The following is a 17,814-nucleotide window of genomic DNA, read 5'->3' on the forward strand; positions in this document are numbered from 1 at the left end:
TTTGCACATGTGGCTTGAATATTTTTTGACCAAGGCATGTACTAATGTATCTTTTACGCAAAAATGGGCCCTATTGAGTCCTACCAGATTTATGCGGATTTACAAAGTTAAGCAAATAATGTTCCGAAACGTGAACTACACCCTTGTTAGATGTGTCTAACAAGGAGGTGCATTTTAGTGAAAAGGATATAGGCAGTATTTGTCGAATTAAACCTATGTAGAAAAAATGTTTATTTGGAGTGAAATATTATGGCTACATCAGAAAAAGTAAGGCAAATGTTAGATTCATATAACAAAAATGGATATTTAAATGGATCAATTCTTGTAGCATCTAAAGGGAATATCCTTGAAAATAAAGGATTTGGTTATGCTAATATAGAACACGCTATACCTAATTCAAAATCAACTAAATACCGTATAGGATCACTTTCTAAAGCCTTTACAGCTTATGCTATTTTTCAATTACTTGATAGAGGAAAATTAAATATAAACGATATGATTAGTAAATACATAGATAATTATCCGGTTGGAGAGAATATATCAATTTATCATTGCTTAACTAATACATCTGGAATTCCGAATTATACTAGTTTTCGAGACTTTTGGTCTAGTACAATGCGGTTACCATCTTCTCTAAAACAACTAATCGATACATTTAAAGATCAACCTTTAAACTTTAAACCCGGAGAACAATTTGAATATTCTAATTCTGGTTATGCTATTTTAACAGCTATCATTGAACAAGTGTCGGGTTTATCTTATTCGAATTATATGCGAGAGGAGATATTTATTCCTTTTGGAATGAAGAATACTGGTTGTGATGATGGTAGAAAGATAATACCCGAGTTGGCATCAGGTTATTCTTTATGGGAAGAGACAATTCACGCTGAATATACCGATATGTCATTTCCCTTAGGTTCTTATGGGCTATATTCCACGACAGAAGACTTGTATATCTGGGATCAAACATTAAAAAATTCTAATCTTTTGAATGATAATTTAATGACAAAAATGTTTACACCCCACTATTCTTCTTATGCATCTGGGTGGGTTGTATCTGAAATACTTAGTAGAAAATGTATACATCACTTTGGTGATTTAAGTGGCTATTGCAGTAGTTTTCTTCGATTTATTGATGAAGAAGTTACTGTAATCTTTTTAAGTAATTTGAATATTACTCCTGTATCGCATTTAACAAAAGAGGTAGCAAAAGTGGTTTTTGATGAAGAAGTTACCCTTCCAAGGCCATTAGAATCCATTCAATTAAAGAATCCCCCAAAAATAGTAGGTGAATATCAGTTTGAAAATGACCAAAGTAAAAAGGTGCATATCTCTGAAAAACTAAATGAACTATATTTGATAGCTCCAAAAATGTATGGTGTACTCTATAAATATAGACTGATTCCTGTTGAACAAGAATTATATAAAATAACTTTTTTAACTGAATATATAAATGAAAAAGTAATCCTTCATTATTCAAGAACTTCAGGAGAAATTGATTATATGCAATACATTGACCTGTATGGTGAGGAATACATATGTTATCGCATTGAATTTTAAGTACTATTAGAAGGCATGATACGAGTTGAAGTGGCTTATCAAGACATTAGTCGTGGATGGTAGATATGGGGTCACTTCAACACCGCTTTGGGAATATTTAAAGGAATGAAATTCTATGTGTCGAAATAATTTAAATCTGTAATTTGAAGTTTTAGCAAAGAACGGTGGTTTAACATTATGAATATTAAGACGGTTATTATTAGTTTTATCGTTATATATATATTGGTTAGCCTTCCAGCGATATTAGGGATTGGATATGTTATTGATTGGGTGCCAGAAGCGACATTTCTACAAAAATTTAAGGGCTATGTGATTGAAGGATTTACAAATAACTACCTTTTCAAAATAGTAATTTCAATAATAGTCAGTGTTATATTTAGCTTTTTTCTACAAAAACGTAACGTTAAGTTGGATTAAGACATTTATTCAAGCTATACAAAATAACGTTACCAAACGTAAATTAGACGCGTATTTGGTAACTATCTAACTTCATAGTTACATTATTTGGTATATTATTTTTAATTAAAACTATTTAGAAAGAGGAATATAATGAGCCTTTATCGTTATTTTGCTTCAAAAAATCCCTTACCGACTGTTATAAATTTAGAATACCATTTTGGGGAACAGTTTGAAGTTCTTCCTTGTAGAAAAAATCCTCCTATCGCATCAGGGGGGCAAATTCAAAAGCCTAATATCTACAAAGTGAGAGGGAATATAAATGAAACGTTTTTAGATCAACTTGTTGACTATATTAAGGAGAATGTTGAAGAACAAAACCGAGTTGAATTTTGGGCAATATGGCACAGTGAAAAAGTACCTTCTAAAAACATACATCGAATAAATCCACAGCAAGTAACGATTGAAGATTTACGATTCTTACATAACAATGAAAATAGCTGCATTAAATTTTTCCCAAAAAATAAAAAGTAGCCTTCTTGAAGTTCAAATGAGGGATATATGTTTCCAACGTCGCTTTGGGTGCATTTTTTAAATTAATAAAATAGGTCAATTGAAGATAAAATAAAAAAGGTTCAACAAATTTGTTGAACTTAACTGGTTATACATTTTCAAATTGAAGGTATTCTAAAATATTTCCGAATGGGTCAGTGAAACTAATATATTTTCCTGGGGGACAATCAGTTGGTTCTTCTATTATAAAATTCACGTCTTTTTCTTTTAAGGATTTGACCGTCTCAAAAATATTATCTGTTTGCAAACCTAATACAACTCTTGAAGTTTTATTATCTTGATTGTAAGTTACATTATCATTCTCTTCTAAAATAATTGGTAACTCGCCATGTACAAGTGAAGCAATATTAGGACCGTATTGCTTGTTTAGTTCAAAACCTAAAGTATTGGTATAAAAGTCAATCGCTTGATTTAGATTTGGTACGTAAATACTTATAACACAAACTTTATTAACCACTTTATCCCACCTTTTGTTTATTGTGGTTAAATTATACTTTATAAAGCATACAAAATAAACCTAATAAACGTTGCCAAATGACAATTTGGGAGCACTTCAAACACCGAAAAACACTAATTTAACAGTATTTGTCGGTGTTTTTTATAGAAAATAAGGCTCTGAGACGCTGTGAAAATTATTCTAAAGAGGACTGTTCGATCCCACTTGTTCTGAATGGCTGTAACATATAAATAGACTCTCAAAGAATTGTTACCAAACGACGGTTTGGAGACATTCTACTTCAATTACCTTAATTAAATATATGGTAAAATTGTACAAAAGGAGGTTTTTTAATTGTTTAATGAAATGAAAGATATGATTAATCATTTGGAAGATACAGAATTAAAATCATTATTACTTTAAGTCTTTTTGCATATGCAAACTGTTGAGGAGAGAAAAGGCTATTCAGAGCAGCAATTCTTTTTAGATATAAAAAATACATATAACGACCTGTTAGCATATAAAAAAAATCAAGCTAGTGTCGATCAAACACAATTTCACACGACGCATATTGTATTTGATGATTCACCTGCTGGTTGTTTAAAAATCGCTTTAAAAGAGTCTGATTTAATGCAACAAGAAAACATATTTAACTTTTCCGATTTATTTTCAATAGGTCCGATTTGGAACTTACATGCCGTAGAAGGAATCAATAATCGATACGAGTGGTTACGTACACATATAAGCATGGATGATGAAGTGCTATTCAATTATGAAGACAACTTTAAACAAAATCTATTAACGATTGAACAAATGCCAAAGCATCACCAAGTTGTGATTTGGGCTGGAGAAAATGCACATGAACAAACGGCTTTGCGATTTATGCTCTATGTATTAAAAGAAAAAACAAAAACGATATTGTGATGATCAATATAAATGAAGCCTATAAAACGCATTTTGAACGACCTGAAATTGATTTTACCCCACGACATATGGGTGAACTTTCAGCGAAGCAATTACAACAAATGCATGAAAACAAGAAAAATTGGCATGCACTAACACAATCAGAACGTAAAGCATTCGAACAACAATGGGAGCGACTATGTGTCGAGAAAGAAGCTTTGCGAATCTGGCAATAGAATCATTGGCGAAGTAATGGGTCATTTAAATCAATATATTGGCGACCAATTTATCCAGTATCGCGTCATACGCTTAATCATGAATGGCGTATTGGACATGGAAGGTGTGCCGACAGCAATGCGATACTATAGCATTAAAATTAAATAATACATTAGCTTCCTAGCCTAGATGGCAACTGTTATTTCAAAAATCGTTCCTAAACACCGCTTTGGGGACGTTTTTCTTCAATTAACGAGATAGTAGTTCAACAATAAAATAGTATAATTTATAATAAATGGGATTTTAGGGGGATTAGATGAATTTTAAGAAACCAGCAGGATTTGGTATAAGATTTGTAGCAAGTATTATAGATTTTTTAATTATTTCGTCAATATTTGGAATCGTATTTTACATGATAAACGGTAATTATTCTATCGAACAGACCGAAGAATTCACTTTTCAAGCATTATATACCTTGTATTTGACCATTACTCCTATTTTGTGGGGTGGATACGTAATCGGCAAGAAAATTTGTAAGGTTAAAATAAAGCGTTTTAACGATGATGAGAACCCTACAATACTCAATATGATTATGAGAGAAGTGGTTGGTAAATATATCATTGTATTAGCTACCTTTGGAATATCAGTATTGGTCAGTGGACTTATGGTTATCTTACGAGAAGACAAGAGAGCCATTCATGATTTCATTGGCGGGACTTATGTTAATAAAGAATAAATTTTTCTTTCACTAACAGATGCTCTAGTACAACAACGATTTATAAAACATACAAATCCATATAAAATAACGTTCCCAAATAAAAGTTAGGTAATCAATAACCATGTCTAACTTTTAGGGTTCACTTCAACATCGCTTTGGGAAGGTTATGCTTAATTAAATTATTATGAACTCCAAATCTTGAATATTAAGAGGTGAGCTATATTGATAGAGTTAAAAACAACACTTTTAAACTTAGAAAAGCAACTAATGTATTATCGATTACACGATTTTGAAACGATTCTATCCGAAGATTTTATTGAGTTTGGAACGTCGGGGAAAGTATATGATAAGACATCACAATTAAGTTTCGTAAATGAAAAAGGATTAACCGAAATTCCATTTATAATTACGAATTTTTATGTAAATTTATTATCGGAGAACATTGCACATATAACTTATCAAACAGAATCAATAGTTGAGGGTTCCAAAACATTAAGAAGTTCTATTTGGCGATATGAAAATACACGTTGGTATCTGTATTTTCATCAGGGAACACGTACTCTTTAAATTATAGTTGTAAATTGAATGAATAATCTAAATAAATATAAATGCAAGTTTGGGTAATAATTATGAAAAGAAAAGGTGAAATAGATGCGGGAATTTTCTTCGATAGAGAAACAACTCTTCGAATTAGAAAAAAAATTATTAGAACCTGAAGTTCGTAGTTCAAAAGCTGAATTATGTAAGTTACTGGCGGAAAGTTTTTTTGAATTCGGAAGTTCGGGTAAAGTGCTGTATAAAGATGAAAATATTAATGAAATACAACTTAGTGAAGTACAAATGAGTTTAAGTGATTTTGAAATTCATCCATTATCAGAGGAAATTATTTTAACAACTTATAAAATTTATAATAAGTTAAACCAACAATCTTCTTTACGTAGTTCAATATGGAAATTAGTTGATGGACATTGGAAAATGCATTTTCATCAGGGTACAAAAATACCTTCTTCACTTTAATTTTTATTTAATTAAACGATTTATAAAGTATACAATTGCAATCAATAAAACGTTCCCAAATCAAAGCTTGGTAACATTTTTCATTCAATTTTCACGAAAGGAACCATCCTCACTTTCATTTTCTGTGGTGCAGCAATGTTGTTTTGCTGCATGGATAGCTAGCTGTGGACTTTGTCAATTTAAAATAATTTATTTACAAAAATATGGAACTTAAAATTATTTCAATCGTATTTAAGTAATAAGTTTATTGAAGTTATGAATGTAGAATAGATTATTGATTATAAAGGAGCGTGAAAAATGATAATTAATTTGTTAATTAGTGCAATTTTCCAAGTATTGCTTTTTTCAATATTTCCATTCGTTTGGTGGCTGGTTACTGCTAGAAAAGAAACTAGGTTCTTAACTTGGTTAGGAATTAAAAAAATAAAAATAAGAAACAATCAAACGTATATGGCTTTATTTTTATTCATTATTATTATTTTAGTAATACCCGCTTATATAGCAATTAATTTTTATATCGATGAATCGGCAATGGCAACCTCACAGTTTACAGGTAAAGGGATTTCAGCATTTATCCCAGCTTTAATCTATGCCTTTTTGCAAACTGGACTATCAGAAGAATTATTTTTCCGTGGTTTTCTAGCTAAAAGATTAATAAATAAATTCGGTTTTCAACTCGGTAATTCTATACAGGGTTTTCTATTTGGATTAATGCATGGTGCAATTTTTATGATGCTACTCAATCCAATACAACTAATAATTATTATTCTAATTACTGGAATTGGAGGATATTTGCTTGGCTGGATAAATGAGAAGCAATCAAACGGTTCAATTATTTCAAGTTGGCTAATACACGGGATTGTTAATACAATCTCTTCCACTTTGGCTTTATTTAATTTGTTGTAATGATATATTTTAGTGCTACAAGCATTCATAACGTATACATAAACAGACCTAATAACGTTCCCAAATGAAACTTTTGGAACATTCAGGTGAGCAGCTAGGACATCTTCTTGTCTTAGCTGCTTTTCTTCCCCCATCGCTTTGGAGAATTTTTTATTCAACTAGCTCCACTGTTATAATTTTAAATTTCTTATAAAAAAGTGCATCTTTTTTCGATGACTGGTTCTCTAATAATTAGGGGGTGAAAACATGACGGTTAACGAAAAGAAGGTAAAGCAAGCTATAAGAGGAGATCGCGAAGCTCTACTATTTTTACTAAATCAAGAAAAAGATAAGCTTTATAGAACTGCTTATAGTTATGTTCAAAATAAAGAGGATGCACTAGATGTTTTTCAGCAAACGGTGCTACTGGCGATTGAGTCCATTCATCAGCTACGAGAGCCAAAGTATTTCACGACATGGCTGATGAAAATTTGTATTAATGCGTCGCTTCATGTATTACATAAACAAAAAAATGTAATTTTAATTGATGAGTTAAAATTGCAAACTCTCTCTACTGAAATCGCAACATCTGATGAAAAGTTGGACTTGCTTGATGCGATCTATCGGTTAGATGAAAAATATAAAACGGTACTGCTTTTAAAATATTATGAGGATTTGACTTTCGAACAAATAGCACAGGTGCTTGGCGAACCGATTGGCACAGTGAAATCGAATGGTAAAAGAGCGTTAGAGAAAATAAAAAAGGCATTGAAAGGAGTGTACATAGATGAACGAACAAAACCGATTTAAAGAGGCTATGAATGAAATTCCTGTTCCTTCTAAAGAATTAGACGCTATTTTGGCTGACGCTTTTCAGCAAGAGAAGAAGCAGCGGAAATTCCCTTTTAAACGAATGGTTAAATATACTGCTGCCGTGGGAATTCTATCGATTGGTCTAATTTCATCTGTTTATGTTTCACCTGCATTTGCTAACTTTGTTACACAAATTCCGATTATTGGTCAGGCATTCGACTATTTCATTTCACAAGAAGGCTACTATCAAGCATATGAGGAAATCAGTACAGATATTGGTTTAGTTGAAGAAAGCAATGGGATTGAGATAATTATTGAGCAAGCATTTTACGATGGGAGTACGGTAACTCTTTCATACGTTTTACGAGCTGAAGAGGATTTAGGTTCATTTCCGACTTTTGAAAATATGCCAACGAATATAAGTAACGCAGGCTATGATGGGAAGTATGTGAACGGTGTTGGCTATGTATGCATGATGACGGTATCCATGCGTGATAACCCACAAGACAAAGTGAATATAGAGTGGAGTCCTCAAGCAATTCATTCAGGAGAAAAAGTAATGAAAGGTGACTGGCATTTTGAATTTTCTTTAAACAAGCTAGAAGGAAAACAGATCGTAATTAATGAGCAAGTAAACAAAGAGGGGGTATCGATCGAGCTAATCGATGCAATCAAAACAGATGTTAATTTAACGATCAATTACTTACAAGATATCGATCCTGCTGTTCATGAAAGATGGAGGTATGTTGAGGCTGAGTTGAGTGCGATTGATAATTTAGGCAATAAATATGAAGTTCCATATAATGGTGGATCTGACACAAAAGGTGGGGATTCGAGTGAAGATATCACCTGGAATGCAACAATTCATGGACTGGATTCCGAGGCAACATCGATTACGTTTTACCCATTCGCCCATGTAAGTAATAGTCAAAGTGATAATAAACGAATTGATTTCGAAGCGATTACGATTGAATTGAATTAACTATTTATCATTATTGCACTAACAGGGACCCCAATGTAACAACAACTAATACTGTATAAAAAATAAATACAAATAACGTTCCCAAATCAAAGTTAGGTAACCAATAACCATGTCTAACTTTTAGGGGTCACTTCAAGTTTGGGAACCTTTCAAACAGCGACAGACACTGATTTCACAGTGTTTGTCGCTGTTTTTATAGAAAATAACGCTCTGAGACGCTGTGAAAAATTATTTTAAAGAGGACTGTTCGATCCACTTGTTCTGAATGGCATGAAATGTTACCAAACGACGCTTTGGGAATGTTCTATGAGTGCTATAATTTCAGTTTTAAAATCCTTATCATGTATACTTGTATAAAAGTTATGGAGGAGGATTTGTATGGCAAGATGCACAAATTGTAACTATAAATGGACGTTTAAAGAGGTCATGACTGCTGGATTTTCAAAAGACGGTAAATCATGTCCTAACTGTGGAGAAAAACAGTATGTTTCAAAAACAACTCAAAACATTATGAGCTTAGGTTCTATTAGTTTTCTGCTTGCAAATATTTTCCCCTTTTTTATCAAACTTAGTAGCAAAAAAGATGGTTATCAATAATTAATACGATACACAAATAACGTTCCCAAAGGACACTTTGGGGGCGATTTGAATAGATAACACAATAATTTCATTTGAGGTGGTATTATTTTTAAAAAAATAGCATTAGTTTTAATCGTTTCTAGTGTCATTTGTTTTTTATATTTTTATAAAACACCCATACTTAGTGCCGACGCAGCTTTAATTAATGCGGAAAAATATTTACTAAATCCATCAGAAGAATGGGGAACGATTTTATTTGATGGACTAGAAGGAATCCCAGAAGAAGATATACATGTAAACCTTTCCGAAAAATCTGGATTTTTGAATGAATTATTTAATAGAATGCAATGGGAAGTGACAATAAAAGCCCCTGAAATGAATGCGACGATCGTGATAGACGCCCATAATGGAAAATTTATAGATTTAGTCGGCACTTTTAGCTAAGTGTAGAATATACAATCTCATACAAATAAACGTTCCCAAATGACACGGAAATTTATATGCAATTTTTCAGTTAGAAAGGAGAAGGATTAATATTAAAGAGTTAATAAAAAATGAAAACTCTAGTAGCAAGCCGCTATTATTAGCAGCAATTGCATTATTTATTATATTAAGTGGTTTGACTGCTTCTGATTTTAAACTATATATTTAGCAATCGAATGTAAATGCTATGCAATAAAACGTTCCCAAATCAAAGTTAAGTAACTATATCCCCCTTCATCATACCCTGTAATGGAAAATCAAGTGTATTGTTTTAAATAAGATTGACCAACTATAATTTAAGAGTATAGCTCATTAATATCTATTCCATTTCTTCTTGCTGAATATAATATTCTATCGCTTGATCAAACCATTTTTGTTCATCTTCTGTAAAAGGAGAAGGTGTCATATTTTCAAGTTCTTGAATATCAAGTTCTCCTTCTATATTCGTATCAGCGAGTTTTTGTATCAAATCCTCACCAAGAAATGAAAAAAATTCTTCTACATAGTTCTTAATCATTCGTTGTACTTTCGGGTCCTCTACGGGTTTACCATATAATTGTTTCACTTCTTTAGACACTTGAATAAACGTTTTATCTAAAGAGATTTTATCTTCTTCCGGTTTCTTTTCTAACTCTTCCGCGATATCCGTTAACATATGGCGATCCATCCATTCTTCTTGTATATGTTGAATACGCATACCGTGAATAAGGTTAAGTATTAAGTTACTATCCACTGTTCCCTCTTCCTCAATTAACCTAATTACTCTATTAATAGATTTCATTGACTGTTCGATTTGTTTTTTCTCTTTTTCTAAAGCTTGAAAATGGAGATACAAGCTTTCGTTTAAATCAACGGTAAAGCTTGTTTTATTTAATAAATTTTTTATTTCATCCAGACTATATCCTAGGTATTTTAAACTCAAAATTTTTTGTAATATTATAATATCTTGATAATTGTAAATGCGATGCCCTGAAGAAGGATTCTTTTCTGGTCGTAATAAACCAATTTCATCATAGTAATGTAAAGTAGGAATAGGTATTCCTGTTTTTTCTGAAAACTCCCCAACGGAAAACTTGTTATTGTTATTCATCAAAATTCCTCCTAACAAAAGTATAAGTTCATTATAAAACCTCAAGTAACTTGAGGTTCAAGGGATAAATTTGAAATTGATATATTGTCACAATGAGCGGTTCAATCACTAAAATAAAGAAACCTTCCATTGTCATTAAAACAACCTTCTTTCATAAGTATCTTGTTTATTATTATTACAACTATTGTAATTTTATATTTAAATTCCTATAAAGTGAAGTCGAGTGTTGTTAAATATTTCAAAATATAACTTAGGAAGCATACAAATAAAATCTAATAAACGTTCAATGCCACTTAGGGAATGTTTTTTCACTATTCAATAAAAAGCAGGTCAATGTAAAGATATCTTTACATTGACCTGCTTTTATTATAATATACATGTAAAGATATCTTTACTTTTTTGTGGAGGTGCAAATTTGAAAGTAATTAATCACATCAAAGAAATCCGATTAAAAAAAGGCATTACACAAGTACAAATGGCAGAGGATTTACAAATCACTAGACAAACTATAAATGCAATTGAAAAAAACAAGTATAATCCTAGCCTTGAGTTAGCACTAAAACTGGTGAAGTATTTTGATGTACCGATTGAACAGTTATTTTATTTAGATGAAATGGAGGGGAAATAAATGTCACCTAAGAAGTTGCAAATAATTACTTGGATTGTAATTATAGGGTGTTTTTTGATAGGTGGGTTATTGGGGATTTATTTGATAGGAAAAGAAACAGGGCGATTTAATTATGACTTATTATTGCCAATTTGCCTTGGTACATTTGGTGGTTTTCTAATTTTTATCGTATTTTCAAAGTTCAAGCAAAAAAGAAATGGAAATGTGCCAGATATTGATGAGCGTAGTGTGTCATTAATTCAGAAGTATTTTTTGATTGCACTTTATGTTATTTTATTGGCTAGTGGTGCTGCGTTACTCATTGCCTATTCACTGGGAATCGAATATATCGAAACAGGTTTATTAATTTTCTGTTTGTTCGGTTTGTATACTATACTTGGTCTAGGTACTTTAGTAGTGAAAAGATTATAAAATGATAATCTAATTTAACATAGTAAGTTCTCTTCAACCATGCGGCACGATTGTTGGAGAAGCGTCATTAAATTCAAAGTTCTTAGTTCATTAAAGATTTATAAAATATGCAGAATCATACAAAATAACGTTTCCAAATTAAAGTTAGGTAACCAATAACCATGTCTAACTTTTAGGGGTCACTTCATTTCCGGATGGTTGGCGTCTATAGCGTTTATTCTTGCTCCATTCAGTATTCTTATTAATTTATTTATAGGGGTATTCAGAATGTTTGACTTATTCTTCTCACTTGGTCTTTGTGGAATTGGAATATTTATAGCGATGGGGATGTTCGTCGCAACAAAAGCTCTAACTAAAGGATTTATTCGCTATTTGAAATTTAACATTACTTTTGTGAAGGGTGGTTTGAAGCATGGGTAAAAAATTATCAATCCTTGCGTTGCTTCTTTTACTAATTGGCGGTATCGGCAGTTTCATTACGTTTTCCCAAACCAATCAAGAAGAAACCACGACAGAGAAAACAGTGAGTTCTGATATGGTGAAAGAGGTCTACATTCAAACGGACAATGCAACTGTAGAAGTTCTTCCTACTTCGGATTCAGAAATTAAAGTAGAGCATGTAACAAAAGGTGTGGATGTTTCTAAGTTGGATTTTAATGCCGAAGTAAAAGGGAATAAGCTTACCATTAGATTAAAAGAGCGCAACAGTAGTTTCAGCATTGACTTTAATATTCAATCCTCTCATTTATACGTTTATGTCCCGCAAAAATCGTATTCTTCCTTTGTCGTCGATAATGATAATGGAAAAGTGAAAATGTCAGAGCTGAATATAAAGAATTTGAAAGTGAAAACGGATAATGGTCGTATTGAATTAAATAAGATTGTAGCAGAAAACGTTGACGTAAAAAGTGCAAATGGCAAGTTGGAGCTTAATGATGTAGAAGGAAATCTCAAGGGTTCCTCAAATAATGGTAAAATATCGCTCACTACAAAAGACTTAGATCGGAACATACAATTAGAGAGCGACAATGGTAAAATTACGATTAAAACGGATAAGGAACCGACTAATACCACCTTTAAAATATCTGCAGACAATGGGGAAATCAATATTCTCGATAAATATCAGGGGAATGCAGTCATAGGAAAGGGAGAAAATCTAGTTGATCTAGAATCGAATAACGGCAAAATCGAAGTGATAAAATAAAAAGAGGATTGTAGAGAGAATGTAAATCGTCGGATTTATAAAAAAGCCTGATTATATGCTATTTTCCGCCGTTAAAAATGGTATAATGACTAGATGACATAATTAGTTAGAGGAAGATGACCAATGACATTTGAGGAAATTTTACCGTGCTTAAAAAATGGAGAGAAAATTATTCGTAAAGGCTGGGGCGGAGCAGAGCTATATGTAAAGTATGTGCCGCAAACGACATTAGATGGTTTATCGATGAACCCGTATTTTGTTATTAATGTGACAGGTGAAGGCTATACGATGTTTACACCAACAGTATGTGATATTTTAGCGGACGATTGGGAAGTCGTAACAGCGTAATACTAAGAGCTGACTTGTATCTAGCAGGTCAGTTCTTTTTATGGAGGATAAATAAATGAATAATCGTTTTGAAAACAACGTAGTACTTGTAACGGGAGCTGCATCTGGTATTGGACGAGCGCAGGTGAAGGCATTTTTACAGGAAGGTGCTAAAGTAATAGGAATTGACATTCAGAAAAGCGATGTCGTGGAGGAAAGCTACTCGCATTTTGTAGGGAGTGTGACGGATCAGGAATTCCTTGAGCAAACAATTGCACAAATCGAACAAATAGATATTTTATGTAATACGGCAGGTATGCTAGACGGCTATGCGAAATCACTGGAAACGGATGAAGCTCTTTGGGATCGTATTTTTAATGTGAATGTAAAAGGTATGTATTTCGTGACGAATGCAACGCTGAAAAAAATGCTACCACGTAAGCAAGGCATCATTATTAATATGGCTTCCATTGCTGGTCTTATTGCAGGTGGTGGTGGTGCAGCATATACAGCTTCTAAGCATGCTGTTATAGGTTATACAAAGCAGCTGTCGTACGATTATTGTCGAGACGGGATACGTGTAAACGGCATTGCCCCTGGAGCAATTGAAACGCCGATGAATGCTGCAGATTTTGAAGGGACTGGCGAGATGGCGAAATGGGTTGCTGAGCAAACACCAGCAAAACGTTGGGCAAAGCCTGAGGAAGTTGCGAACCTTACGTTATTTTTAGCAAGTGAAGCAAGCGATTATATGCACGCAACGATTATGCCGATAGATGGCGGCTGGATGAACAAGTAAAGATGAATATTGCCATTATTTACTTTTTCCTTCATAATAGAAAGGTGCAAAAGCACACTATGGCACTTTGGCAGAGTACTAGCACTCTTGCTCCTTTGGTCATAGTTATTAGTAAAATAGCAAAAAGCTATTTTATAAAGGAGGAAATTTAAATAATGGCAACTTCTGTTTCAACGTCACGTGTTAGCGTGCATGAAACGGCTAAGGTGGCTATCATTGCTTCGCTTTATGTGGCAGTGACACTTGTTTTAGCTGTGATTAGTTTCGGTGCTGTTCAATTAAGACTATCCGAAATGTTTAACTATTTAGCACTTTTCCATAAACGTTATATTATGGCGGTAACGCTTGGCGTAGTTATCGCAAATTTCTTATCACCGATGTGGTGGGTTGATGTACCGGTAGGTGGTATTGCGACATTCATTGCATTGATGATTTGTCGAATGCTAACAAAAAATATGAAAAGCTTGGTGTGGAAATTGATTGTAACCGGCATAATTTTTACAGCCTCGATGTTTACAGTAGCTGCACAAATCACGATCATATTTAATGCACCATTTTGGCCAACATATGGCATGGTAGCAGTCGGTGAAGCCTTTTCAATGCTAGTAGGTGGCATCACAATTTATTTATTACAGAAGAAAATTGATTTTACTAAATAACAGCTCCAGCCTCGCAAATTTAAGCGGGGCTTTTCTATTGGGCTTATATAATACTATTTTAAAAATAGTTAGAAACCCGAATCAGTATTTGATGAATCAATATGCAGCCATCTAGGGTGCATGTTACTGGGATTTTTACATAACATGAATTAACACGATTCTGGAGGATTCCAATGCAGTATTTACCTATTATTCTTTCTTCTCTTTGTACAGGCTTAGGCGCCATTCCTGTTTTGTTAATTAAAAACGTTTCCCATAAAGGAAAGGATACATTGCTCGCTTATACAGCAGGCATAATGGTTGCCGCTTCCGCCTATGGTTTAATTCCATCTGCTCTCAAACTATCGAACATTACTGTATTGGTTATAGGGATACTGATCGGTACGTTTGTCCTCACGCTATTAGAAAGTATAATTCCACATGTTGATTTAGAGCATTCACGTAAACCGGCGACTAATTCGAGAGCAATCGTTTTGTTTTTAGTTGCCATGTCTTTACATAACTTGCCTGAGGGTTTATCAGTCGGTATTAGTAATGTACGCAATGGACAGGAGTTGGGGGTACTTGTTGCGATTGCAATTGGACTTCAAAATGTACCAGATGGCTTTTTAGTTGCCCTGTTTTTAGTGACACAAAATGTGAAACGTAGTAAGGCCATTTTTTTGGCTACCTTGACAGGAATCATTGAAATGTGTGCTGGATTAATTGGTATATTATTTGGAGAATCGTTTGAATATATTGTCCCTTATGGCCTTGCTTTTGCTGCAGGTTCAATGCTCTTTGTTGTTTATAAAGAATTAATTCCAGAGAGTCATGGAGATGGCAATGAAAGAGCAGCAACAATCGCCTTCATTTTCGGCTTTCTGACAATGGTGATTTTAACGGATTGGTTTCGATAACAATATTAATCTCCCCAATAATTTTCCATTAAAGAGATGGACCAATTCGGTTGTCTTACTTCACCTTTAGGTAGGAATTCCTTCATTACTGGCTTCATGTCGATAATGGGCGTTCCATCTATTGCATCTAATCCTTTAACAATTAAAGCCCGCTCTTTAACGTCAACCAGTTCAACCATAGTTACGCCCAATTTATTTGGTCTATTTTTTCCCCGTTGAACGAAGATCCCAACCTCAGGATATGCTTGATTGTTTCTTGGATGTCTTGCTTCATATTGAATTTGATGATCGGATACTTTATCAAAGTAAAAAATGATTTCTAAATGCGAGAATTCATTGATACCTTTTAATGATGAAGTATTAATATTTTCTGCAAGTTCAATTGTTGATAAGATGGAACCCCAATTATCATCCGCAATCTCTTTTCGATTATTATTTACATAAGCTACGGGCTGGATTGAATACTGCATTTGCTGTTCCTCCTTATTTGAATAAAAAATCCCATTATTTTCATATTCATCATACCAACTACAATATATAAAAGATAATATTCATCTATTATATAGTGTCATAACTTTGTCTTATGGAGCAGCGGGGGAGAATGGGAAATTTTAAATCAAATAATTGTAACCTTTTCTAAACCTCAAACGAATAATGAGTGAACAGATTGAGGAGGGATAAGCTTGATTGATCGAAAGGACTTAGAATCGAGTATCGTTGAGATTTACCACAAACATTATTTAGACGTATTTCGATTTCTTATTTGTTTTTCAGGAAATCAAAACGATGCAGAGGACTTGACGCAAGAAGTATTTATTCGTGTATTAAAAAACTTACCAAATTTTAAAGAAGGCAACAATCTAAAGACATGGATCTTCTCCATCGCCAAACATGTAGCAGTAGACCATTATCGAAAAAAGAAGTTTACCGCTGTCTTTAAGGAAGGGTTTTTCACGCAATTAGAGTCTAAAGACAAAAAGCCTGATGAAGAGGTTGAAATTTCTGAAATGGAACAAATGGTGCATGCAGCGATTTCTAAATTAAAGCCAAAATATAGGGCGGTCGTCATTTTGCGCGGCATCAATGAATGCTCCATCAAGGAGACGTCGGAAATTCTACAATGTAGTGAATCAAAAGTGAAAGTAGATTACCACAGAGCATTGAAAGACCTGAAAGGAAAATTGAATATTGGCGTAGAGGGGGTTTTGACAAATGTTAAATGAAAAAGAACTATTTCAAATGATGAAAGAAACGTATCCTCAACATCCAAGTAAGGACTTTATTGCATCAACCGAAAAGAAGTTGAGACAAAAGGCAAGAGGTATGAAGCGAACGAGCAGTGTAAAAAGATTATCAGCTGTCACAAGCAGTATTTTACTTTTCGCAATCGTATTATCCTATATGCTTTTCTTTATAGAGGACAAGTCAATTACAACTATGTTTAGTCATGCTGGCAATGGATCGTCCGCCACTGCCATTGATGACAAAAATCCAGTAGTGTTTATTTACCACACACATAATCACGAATCATATTTGCCAGAACATAATATCACACAATTTGGCGAACCATTTAGCCCAACTAAAAATGTCACTTTAGTCGGAAAGGCTTTAAGTGAGGCTCTAAAGGAAAACAATATTAACAGTGTGTACAGTGAGACCGATATTTTCGAAATGCTACAGGAACAAAATTTAACTTTCAATGACGCCTATACCATTTCGAGGGAAGTTGTACAGGATGCCGTAAATAAATATAACAGCATTAAAATGGTTTTCGATATACACAGAGATTCCGAAAAAAGAACAACAACCACAATCAAGATTGACGGAATCAATTATGCAAGAATCGGGTTTGTTGTATCAAAGACAAGCGATAATTATGAAAAAAACAAAGCATTTGCCAACCGCATTCATGAAAAATTAGAGCAACTGTATCCTGGATTATCAAAAGGTGTTAGTGAAAAAGGTGTGAATCCTCGAAACACATATAATCAAGATGTCTATGATCAAGCCGCCTTGTTAAACATTGGTGGTGTTGAAAATACATTAGAGGAATCTTATAGAACTACTAATGCTTTAGCAAAAGCTATTAAGGAAATAATTCAGGAATTAAAAGAATAAAATTATGTTTGGGTAATCTTTGTCCCATAAAAATATAATGAGTTGTTGATCGACAAAGTTCAACAGCTCTTTTTACAGTTAGATACAATTTAAGTAGTTATTATAATTATCAAACAAT

The 17,814-nt window shown here is 33.2% G+C and carries 26 protein-coding genes; 23 read left to right on the forward strand and 3 right to left on the reverse strand.

Annotated elements, in window-relative coordinates:
- Positions 1-249: 249 nt before the first annotated feature.
- From DCE79_RS08020 to DCE79_RS08030, 3 genes are all read left to right on the forward strand, one after another.
- The gene (locus tag DCE79_RS08020) at positions 250-1,560 is read left to right on the forward strand and encodes a serine hydrolase domain-containing protein (protein ID WP_108712548.1); all 1,311 of its coding nucleotides are present in this window, start codon (positions 250-252) and stop codon (positions 1,558-1,560) included.
- A gap of 177 nt (positions 1,561-1,737) precedes the next feature.
- Positions 1,738-1,977, forward strand: a complete 240-nt coding sequence (locus DCE79_RS08025; protein WP_108712549.1) for a hypothetical protein — start codon at positions 1,738-1,740, stop codon at positions 1,975-1,977.
- Between the two features lie 132 nt (positions 1,978-2,109).
- Positions 2,110-2,490, forward strand: a complete 381-nt coding sequence (locus DCE79_RS08030; protein WP_108712550.1) for a hypothetical protein — start codon at positions 2,110-2,112, stop codon at positions 2,488-2,490.
- Between the two features lie 127 nt (positions 2,491-2,617).
- On the opposite strand, the gene DCE79_RS08035 is transcribed toward DCE79_RS08030, so the two are convergent.
- Positions 2,618-2,986 (reverse strand): VOC family protein, encoded by a 369-nt coding sequence (locus tag DCE79_RS08035; protein ID WP_108712551.1) that lies wholly within the window; start codon positions 2,984-2,986, stop codon positions 2,618-2,620.
- Between the two features lie 414 nt (positions 2,987-3,400).
- Between DCE79_RS08035 and DCE79_RS08040 the strand changes: the two genes are divergently transcribed.
- From DCE79_RS08040 to DCE79_RS08085, 10 genes are all read left to right on the forward strand, one after another.
- The gene (locus DCE79_RS08040; RefSeq protein WP_108712552.1) at positions 3,401-3,889 is read left to right on the forward strand and encodes a DUF1835 domain-containing protein; all 489 of its coding nucleotides are present in this window, start codon (positions 3,401-3,403) and stop codon (positions 3,887-3,889) included.
- Positions 3,886-4,104 carry a hypothetical protein gene (locus DCE79_RS08045; RefSeq protein ID WP_159083073.1) on the forward strand — a complete coding sequence of 73 codons (219 nt, stop codon included), beginning with the start codon at positions 3,886-3,888 and terminating at the stop codon, positions 4,102-4,104. The genes DCE79_RS08040 and DCE79_RS08045 overlap by 4 nt, the downstream gene beginning before the upstream one ends.
- 16 nt (positions 4,105-4,120) lie before the next feature.
- On the forward strand, positions 4,121-4,252 hold the full coding sequence (locus tag DCE79_RS18970; protein WP_108712554.1) for a DUF3658 domain-containing protein: 132 nt from the start codon (positions 4,121-4,123) through the stop codon (positions 4,250-4,252).
- 148 nt (positions 4,253-4,400) lie between these two features.
- Entirely contained in the window at positions 4,401-4,820 is a 420-nt protein-coding gene (locus DCE79_RS08055; RefSeq protein WP_108712555.1) for an RDD family protein, read from the forward strand.
- Positions 4,821-5,024: 204 nt separating this feature from the next.
- The gene (locus DCE79_RS08060) at positions 5,025-5,369 is read left to right on the forward strand and encodes a nuclear transport factor 2 family protein (protein WP_234417367.1); all 345 of its coding nucleotides are present in this window, start codon (positions 5,025-5,027) and stop codon (positions 5,367-5,369) included.
- 84 nt (positions 5,370-5,453) lie between these two features.
- Positions 5,454-5,819 carry a nuclear transport factor 2 family protein gene (locus DCE79_RS08065; RefSeq protein ID WP_108712557.1) on the forward strand — a complete coding sequence of 122 codons (366 nt, stop codon included), beginning with the start codon at positions 5,454-5,456 and terminating at the stop codon, positions 5,817-5,819.
- Positions 5,820-6,116: 297 nt separating this feature from the next.
- Positions 6,117-6,725: a CPBP family intramembrane glutamic endopeptidase gene (locus DCE79_RS08070; RefSeq protein ID WP_234417368.1), complete on the forward strand. Its 609-nt coding sequence runs from the start codon at positions 6,117-6,119 to the stop codon at positions 6,723-6,725.
- Positions 6,726-6,971: 246 nt separating this feature from the next.
- The gene (locus DCE79_RS08075; RefSeq protein WP_108712558.1) at positions 6,972-7,514 is read left to right on the forward strand and encodes a sigma-70 family RNA polymerase sigma factor; all 543 of its coding nucleotides are present in this window, start codon (positions 6,972-6,974) and stop codon (positions 7,512-7,514) included.
- A complete protein-coding gene (locus DCE79_RS08080) occupies positions 7,492-8,499 on the forward strand; it encodes a DUF4179 domain-containing protein (protein ID WP_108712559.1) in 1,008 nt (335 codons plus the stop codon). The genes DCE79_RS08075 and DCE79_RS08080 overlap by 23 nt, the downstream gene beginning before the upstream one ends.
- Positions 8,500-8,877: 378 nt before the next feature.
- Complete coding sequence (locus DCE79_RS08085) at positions 8,878-9,096, forward strand: hypothetical protein (protein WP_108712560.1); 219 nt, start codon at positions 8,878-8,880, stop codon at positions 9,094-9,096.
- A gap of 784 nt (positions 9,097-9,880) precedes the next feature.
- Here the strand turns inward: DCE79_RS08085 and DCE79_RS08090 are convergent.
- The gene (locus DCE79_RS08090) at positions 9,881-10,651 is read right to left on the reverse strand and encodes a MerR family transcriptional regulator (protein ID WP_108712561.1); all 771 of its coding nucleotides are present in this window, start codon (positions 10,649-10,651) and stop codon (positions 9,881-9,883) included.
- Positions 10,652-11,066: 415 nt separating this feature from the next.
- Here DCE79_RS08090 and DCE79_RS08095 point away from each other — a divergent pair, with 415 nt between their 5' ends.
- From DCE79_RS08095 to DCE79_RS08130, 8 genes are all read left to right on the forward strand, one after another.
- The gene (locus tag DCE79_RS08095) at positions 11,067-11,279 is read left to right on the forward strand and encodes a helix-turn-helix transcriptional regulator (RefSeq protein WP_108712562.1); all 213 of its coding nucleotides are present in this window, start codon (positions 11,067-11,069) and stop codon (positions 11,277-11,279) included.
- Positions 11,280-11,690: a hypothetical protein gene (locus tag DCE79_RS08100; RefSeq protein WP_108712563.1), complete on the forward strand. Its 411-nt coding sequence runs from the start codon at positions 11,280-11,282 to the stop codon at positions 11,688-11,690.
- 186 nt (positions 11,691-11,876) lie between these two features.
- Entirely contained in the window at positions 11,877-12,110 is a 234-nt protein-coding gene (locus tag DCE79_RS08105) for a DUF1700 domain-containing protein (protein WP_108712564.1), read from the forward strand.
- Positions 12,103-12,894 carry a DUF4097 family beta strand repeat-containing protein gene (locus tag DCE79_RS08110; protein ID WP_108712565.1) on the forward strand — a complete coding sequence of 264 codons (792 nt, stop codon included), beginning with the start codon at positions 12,103-12,105 and terminating at the stop codon, positions 12,892-12,894. The genes DCE79_RS08105 and DCE79_RS08110 overlap by 8 nt, the downstream gene beginning before the upstream one ends.
- A gap of 123 nt (positions 12,895-13,017) precedes the next feature.
- Complete coding sequence (locus tag DCE79_RS08115; protein ID WP_108712566.1) at positions 13,018-13,242, forward strand: DUF2829 domain-containing protein; 225 nt, start codon at positions 13,018-13,020, stop codon at positions 13,240-13,242.
- Positions 13,243-13,297: 55 nt separating this feature from the next.
- Positions 13,298-14,020: a 3-oxoacyl-ACP reductase gene (locus DCE79_RS08120; RefSeq protein WP_108712567.1), complete on the forward strand. Its 723-nt coding sequence runs from the start codon at positions 13,298-13,300 to the stop codon at positions 14,018-14,020.
- Positions 14,021-14,175: 155 nt separating this feature from the next.
- Entirely contained in the window at positions 14,176-14,679 is a 504-nt protein-coding gene (locus DCE79_RS08125; protein WP_108712568.1) for a QueT transporter family protein, read from the forward strand.
- A gap of 173 nt (positions 14,680-14,852) precedes the next feature.
- Positions 14,853-15,578: a ZIP family metal transporter gene (locus tag DCE79_RS08130; protein WP_108712569.1), complete on the forward strand. Its 726-nt coding sequence runs from the start codon at positions 14,853-14,855 to the stop codon at positions 15,576-15,578.
- 5 nt (positions 15,579-15,583) lie between these two features.
- On the opposite strand, the gene DCE79_RS08135 is transcribed toward DCE79_RS08130, so the two are convergent.
- Positions 15,584-16,048 carry an SAM-dependent methyltransferase gene (locus DCE79_RS08135; RefSeq protein ID WP_108712570.1) on the reverse strand — a complete coding sequence of 155 codons (465 nt, stop codon included), beginning with the start codon at positions 16,046-16,048 and terminating at the stop codon, positions 15,584-15,586.
- Positions 16,049-16,261: 213 nt separating this feature from the next.
- Here DCE79_RS08135 and DCE79_RS08140 point away from each other — a divergent pair, with 213 nt between their 5' ends.
- Together DCE79_RS08140 and spoIIP are read left to right on the forward strand one after the other, a co-directional pair.
- Positions 16,262-16,801 carry an RNA polymerase sigma factor gene (locus DCE79_RS08140; RefSeq protein WP_108712571.1) on the forward strand — a complete coding sequence of 180 codons (540 nt, stop codon included), beginning with the start codon at positions 16,262-16,264 and terminating at the stop codon, positions 16,799-16,801.
- Positions 16,791-17,696, forward strand: coding sequence for a stage II sporulation protein P (gene spoIIP / locus DCE79_RS08145; RefSeq protein ID WP_108712572.1), 906 nt, complete (start codon positions 16,791-16,793; stop codon positions 17,694-17,696). The genes DCE79_RS08140 and spoIIP overlap by 11 nt, the downstream gene beginning before the upstream one ends.
- Positions 17,697-17,814 lie beyond the last annotated feature (118 nt).

It is taken from the genome of Lysinibacillus sp. 2017, assembly GCF_003073375.1.
GTDB lineage: Bacteria > Bacillota > Bacilli > Bacillales_A > Planococcaceae > Solibacillus.

Coding starts and splice junctions, on each gene's coding strand:
- DCE79_RS08020 (WP_108712548.1), top strand. CDS start 250: ATGGCTACATCAGAAAAAGTAAGGCAAATGTTAGATTCATATAACAAA.
- DCE79_RS08025 (WP_108712549.1), top strand. CDS start 1,738: ATGAATATTAAGACGGTTATTATTAGTTTTATCGTTATATATATATTG.
- DCE79_RS08030 (WP_108712550.1), top strand. CDS start 2,110: ATGAGCCTTTATCGTTATTTTGCTTCAAAAAATCCCTTACCGACTGTT.
- DCE79_RS08040 (WP_108712552.1), top strand. CDS start 3,401: ATGCAAACTGTTGAGGAGAGAAAAGGCTATTCAGAGCAGCAATTCTTT.
- DCE79_RS18970 (WP_108712554.1), top strand. CDS start 4,121: ATGGGTCATTTAAATCAATATATTGGCGACCAATTTATCCAGTATCGC.
- DCE79_RS08055 (WP_108712555.1), top strand. CDS start 4,401: ATGAATTTTAAGAAACCAGCAGGATTTGGTATAAGATTTGTAGCAAGT.
- DCE79_RS08065 (WP_108712557.1), top strand. CDS start 5,454: ATGCGGGAATTTTCTTCGATAGAGAAACAACTCTTCGAATTAGAAAAA.
- DCE79_RS08070 (WP_234417368.1), top strand. CDS start 6,117: ATGATAATTAATTTGTTAATTAGTGCAATTTTCCAAGTATTGCTTTTT.
- DCE79_RS08075 (WP_108712558.1), top strand. CDS start 6,972: ATGACGGTTAACGAAAAGAAGGTAAAGCAAGCTATAAGAGGAGATCGC.
- DCE79_RS08080 (WP_108712559.1), top strand. CDS start 7,492: ATGAACGAACAAAACCGATTTAAAGAGGCTATGAATGAAATTCCTGTT.
- DCE79_RS08085 (WP_108712560.1), top strand. CDS start 8,878: ATGGCAAGATGCACAAATTGTAACTATAAATGGACGTTTAAAGAGGTC.
- DCE79_RS08090 (WP_108712561.1), bottom strand. CDS start 10,651: ATGAATAACAATAACAAGTTTTCCGTTGGGGAGTTTTCAGAAAAAACA.
- DCE79_RS08100 (WP_108712563.1), top strand. CDS start 11,280: ATGTCACCTAAGAAGTTGCAAATAATTACTTGGATTGTAATTATAGGG.
- DCE79_RS08110 (WP_108712565.1), top strand. CDS start 12,103: ATGGGTAAAAAATTATCAATCCTTGCGTTGCTTCTTTTACTAATTGGC.
- DCE79_RS08115 (WP_108712566.1), top strand. CDS start 13,018: ATGACATTTGAGGAAATTTTACCGTGCTTAAAAAATGGAGAGAAAATT.
- DCE79_RS08120 (WP_108712567.1), top strand. CDS start 13,298: ATGAATAATCGTTTTGAAAACAACGTAGTACTTGTAACGGGAGCTGCA.
- DCE79_RS08125 (WP_108712568.1), top strand. CDS start 14,176: ATGGCAACTTCTGTTTCAACGTCACGTGTTAGCGTGCATGAAACGGCT.
- DCE79_RS08130 (WP_108712569.1), top strand. CDS start 14,853: ATGCAGTATTTACCTATTATTCTTTCTTCTCTTTGTACAGGCTTAGGC.
- DCE79_RS08135 (WP_108712570.1), bottom strand. CDS start 16,048: ATGCAGTATTCAATCCAGCCCGTAGCTTATGTAAATAATAATCGAAAA.
- spoIIP (WP_108712572.1), top strand. CDS start 16,791: ATGTTAAATGAAAAAGAACTATTTCAAATGATGAAAGAAACGTATCCT.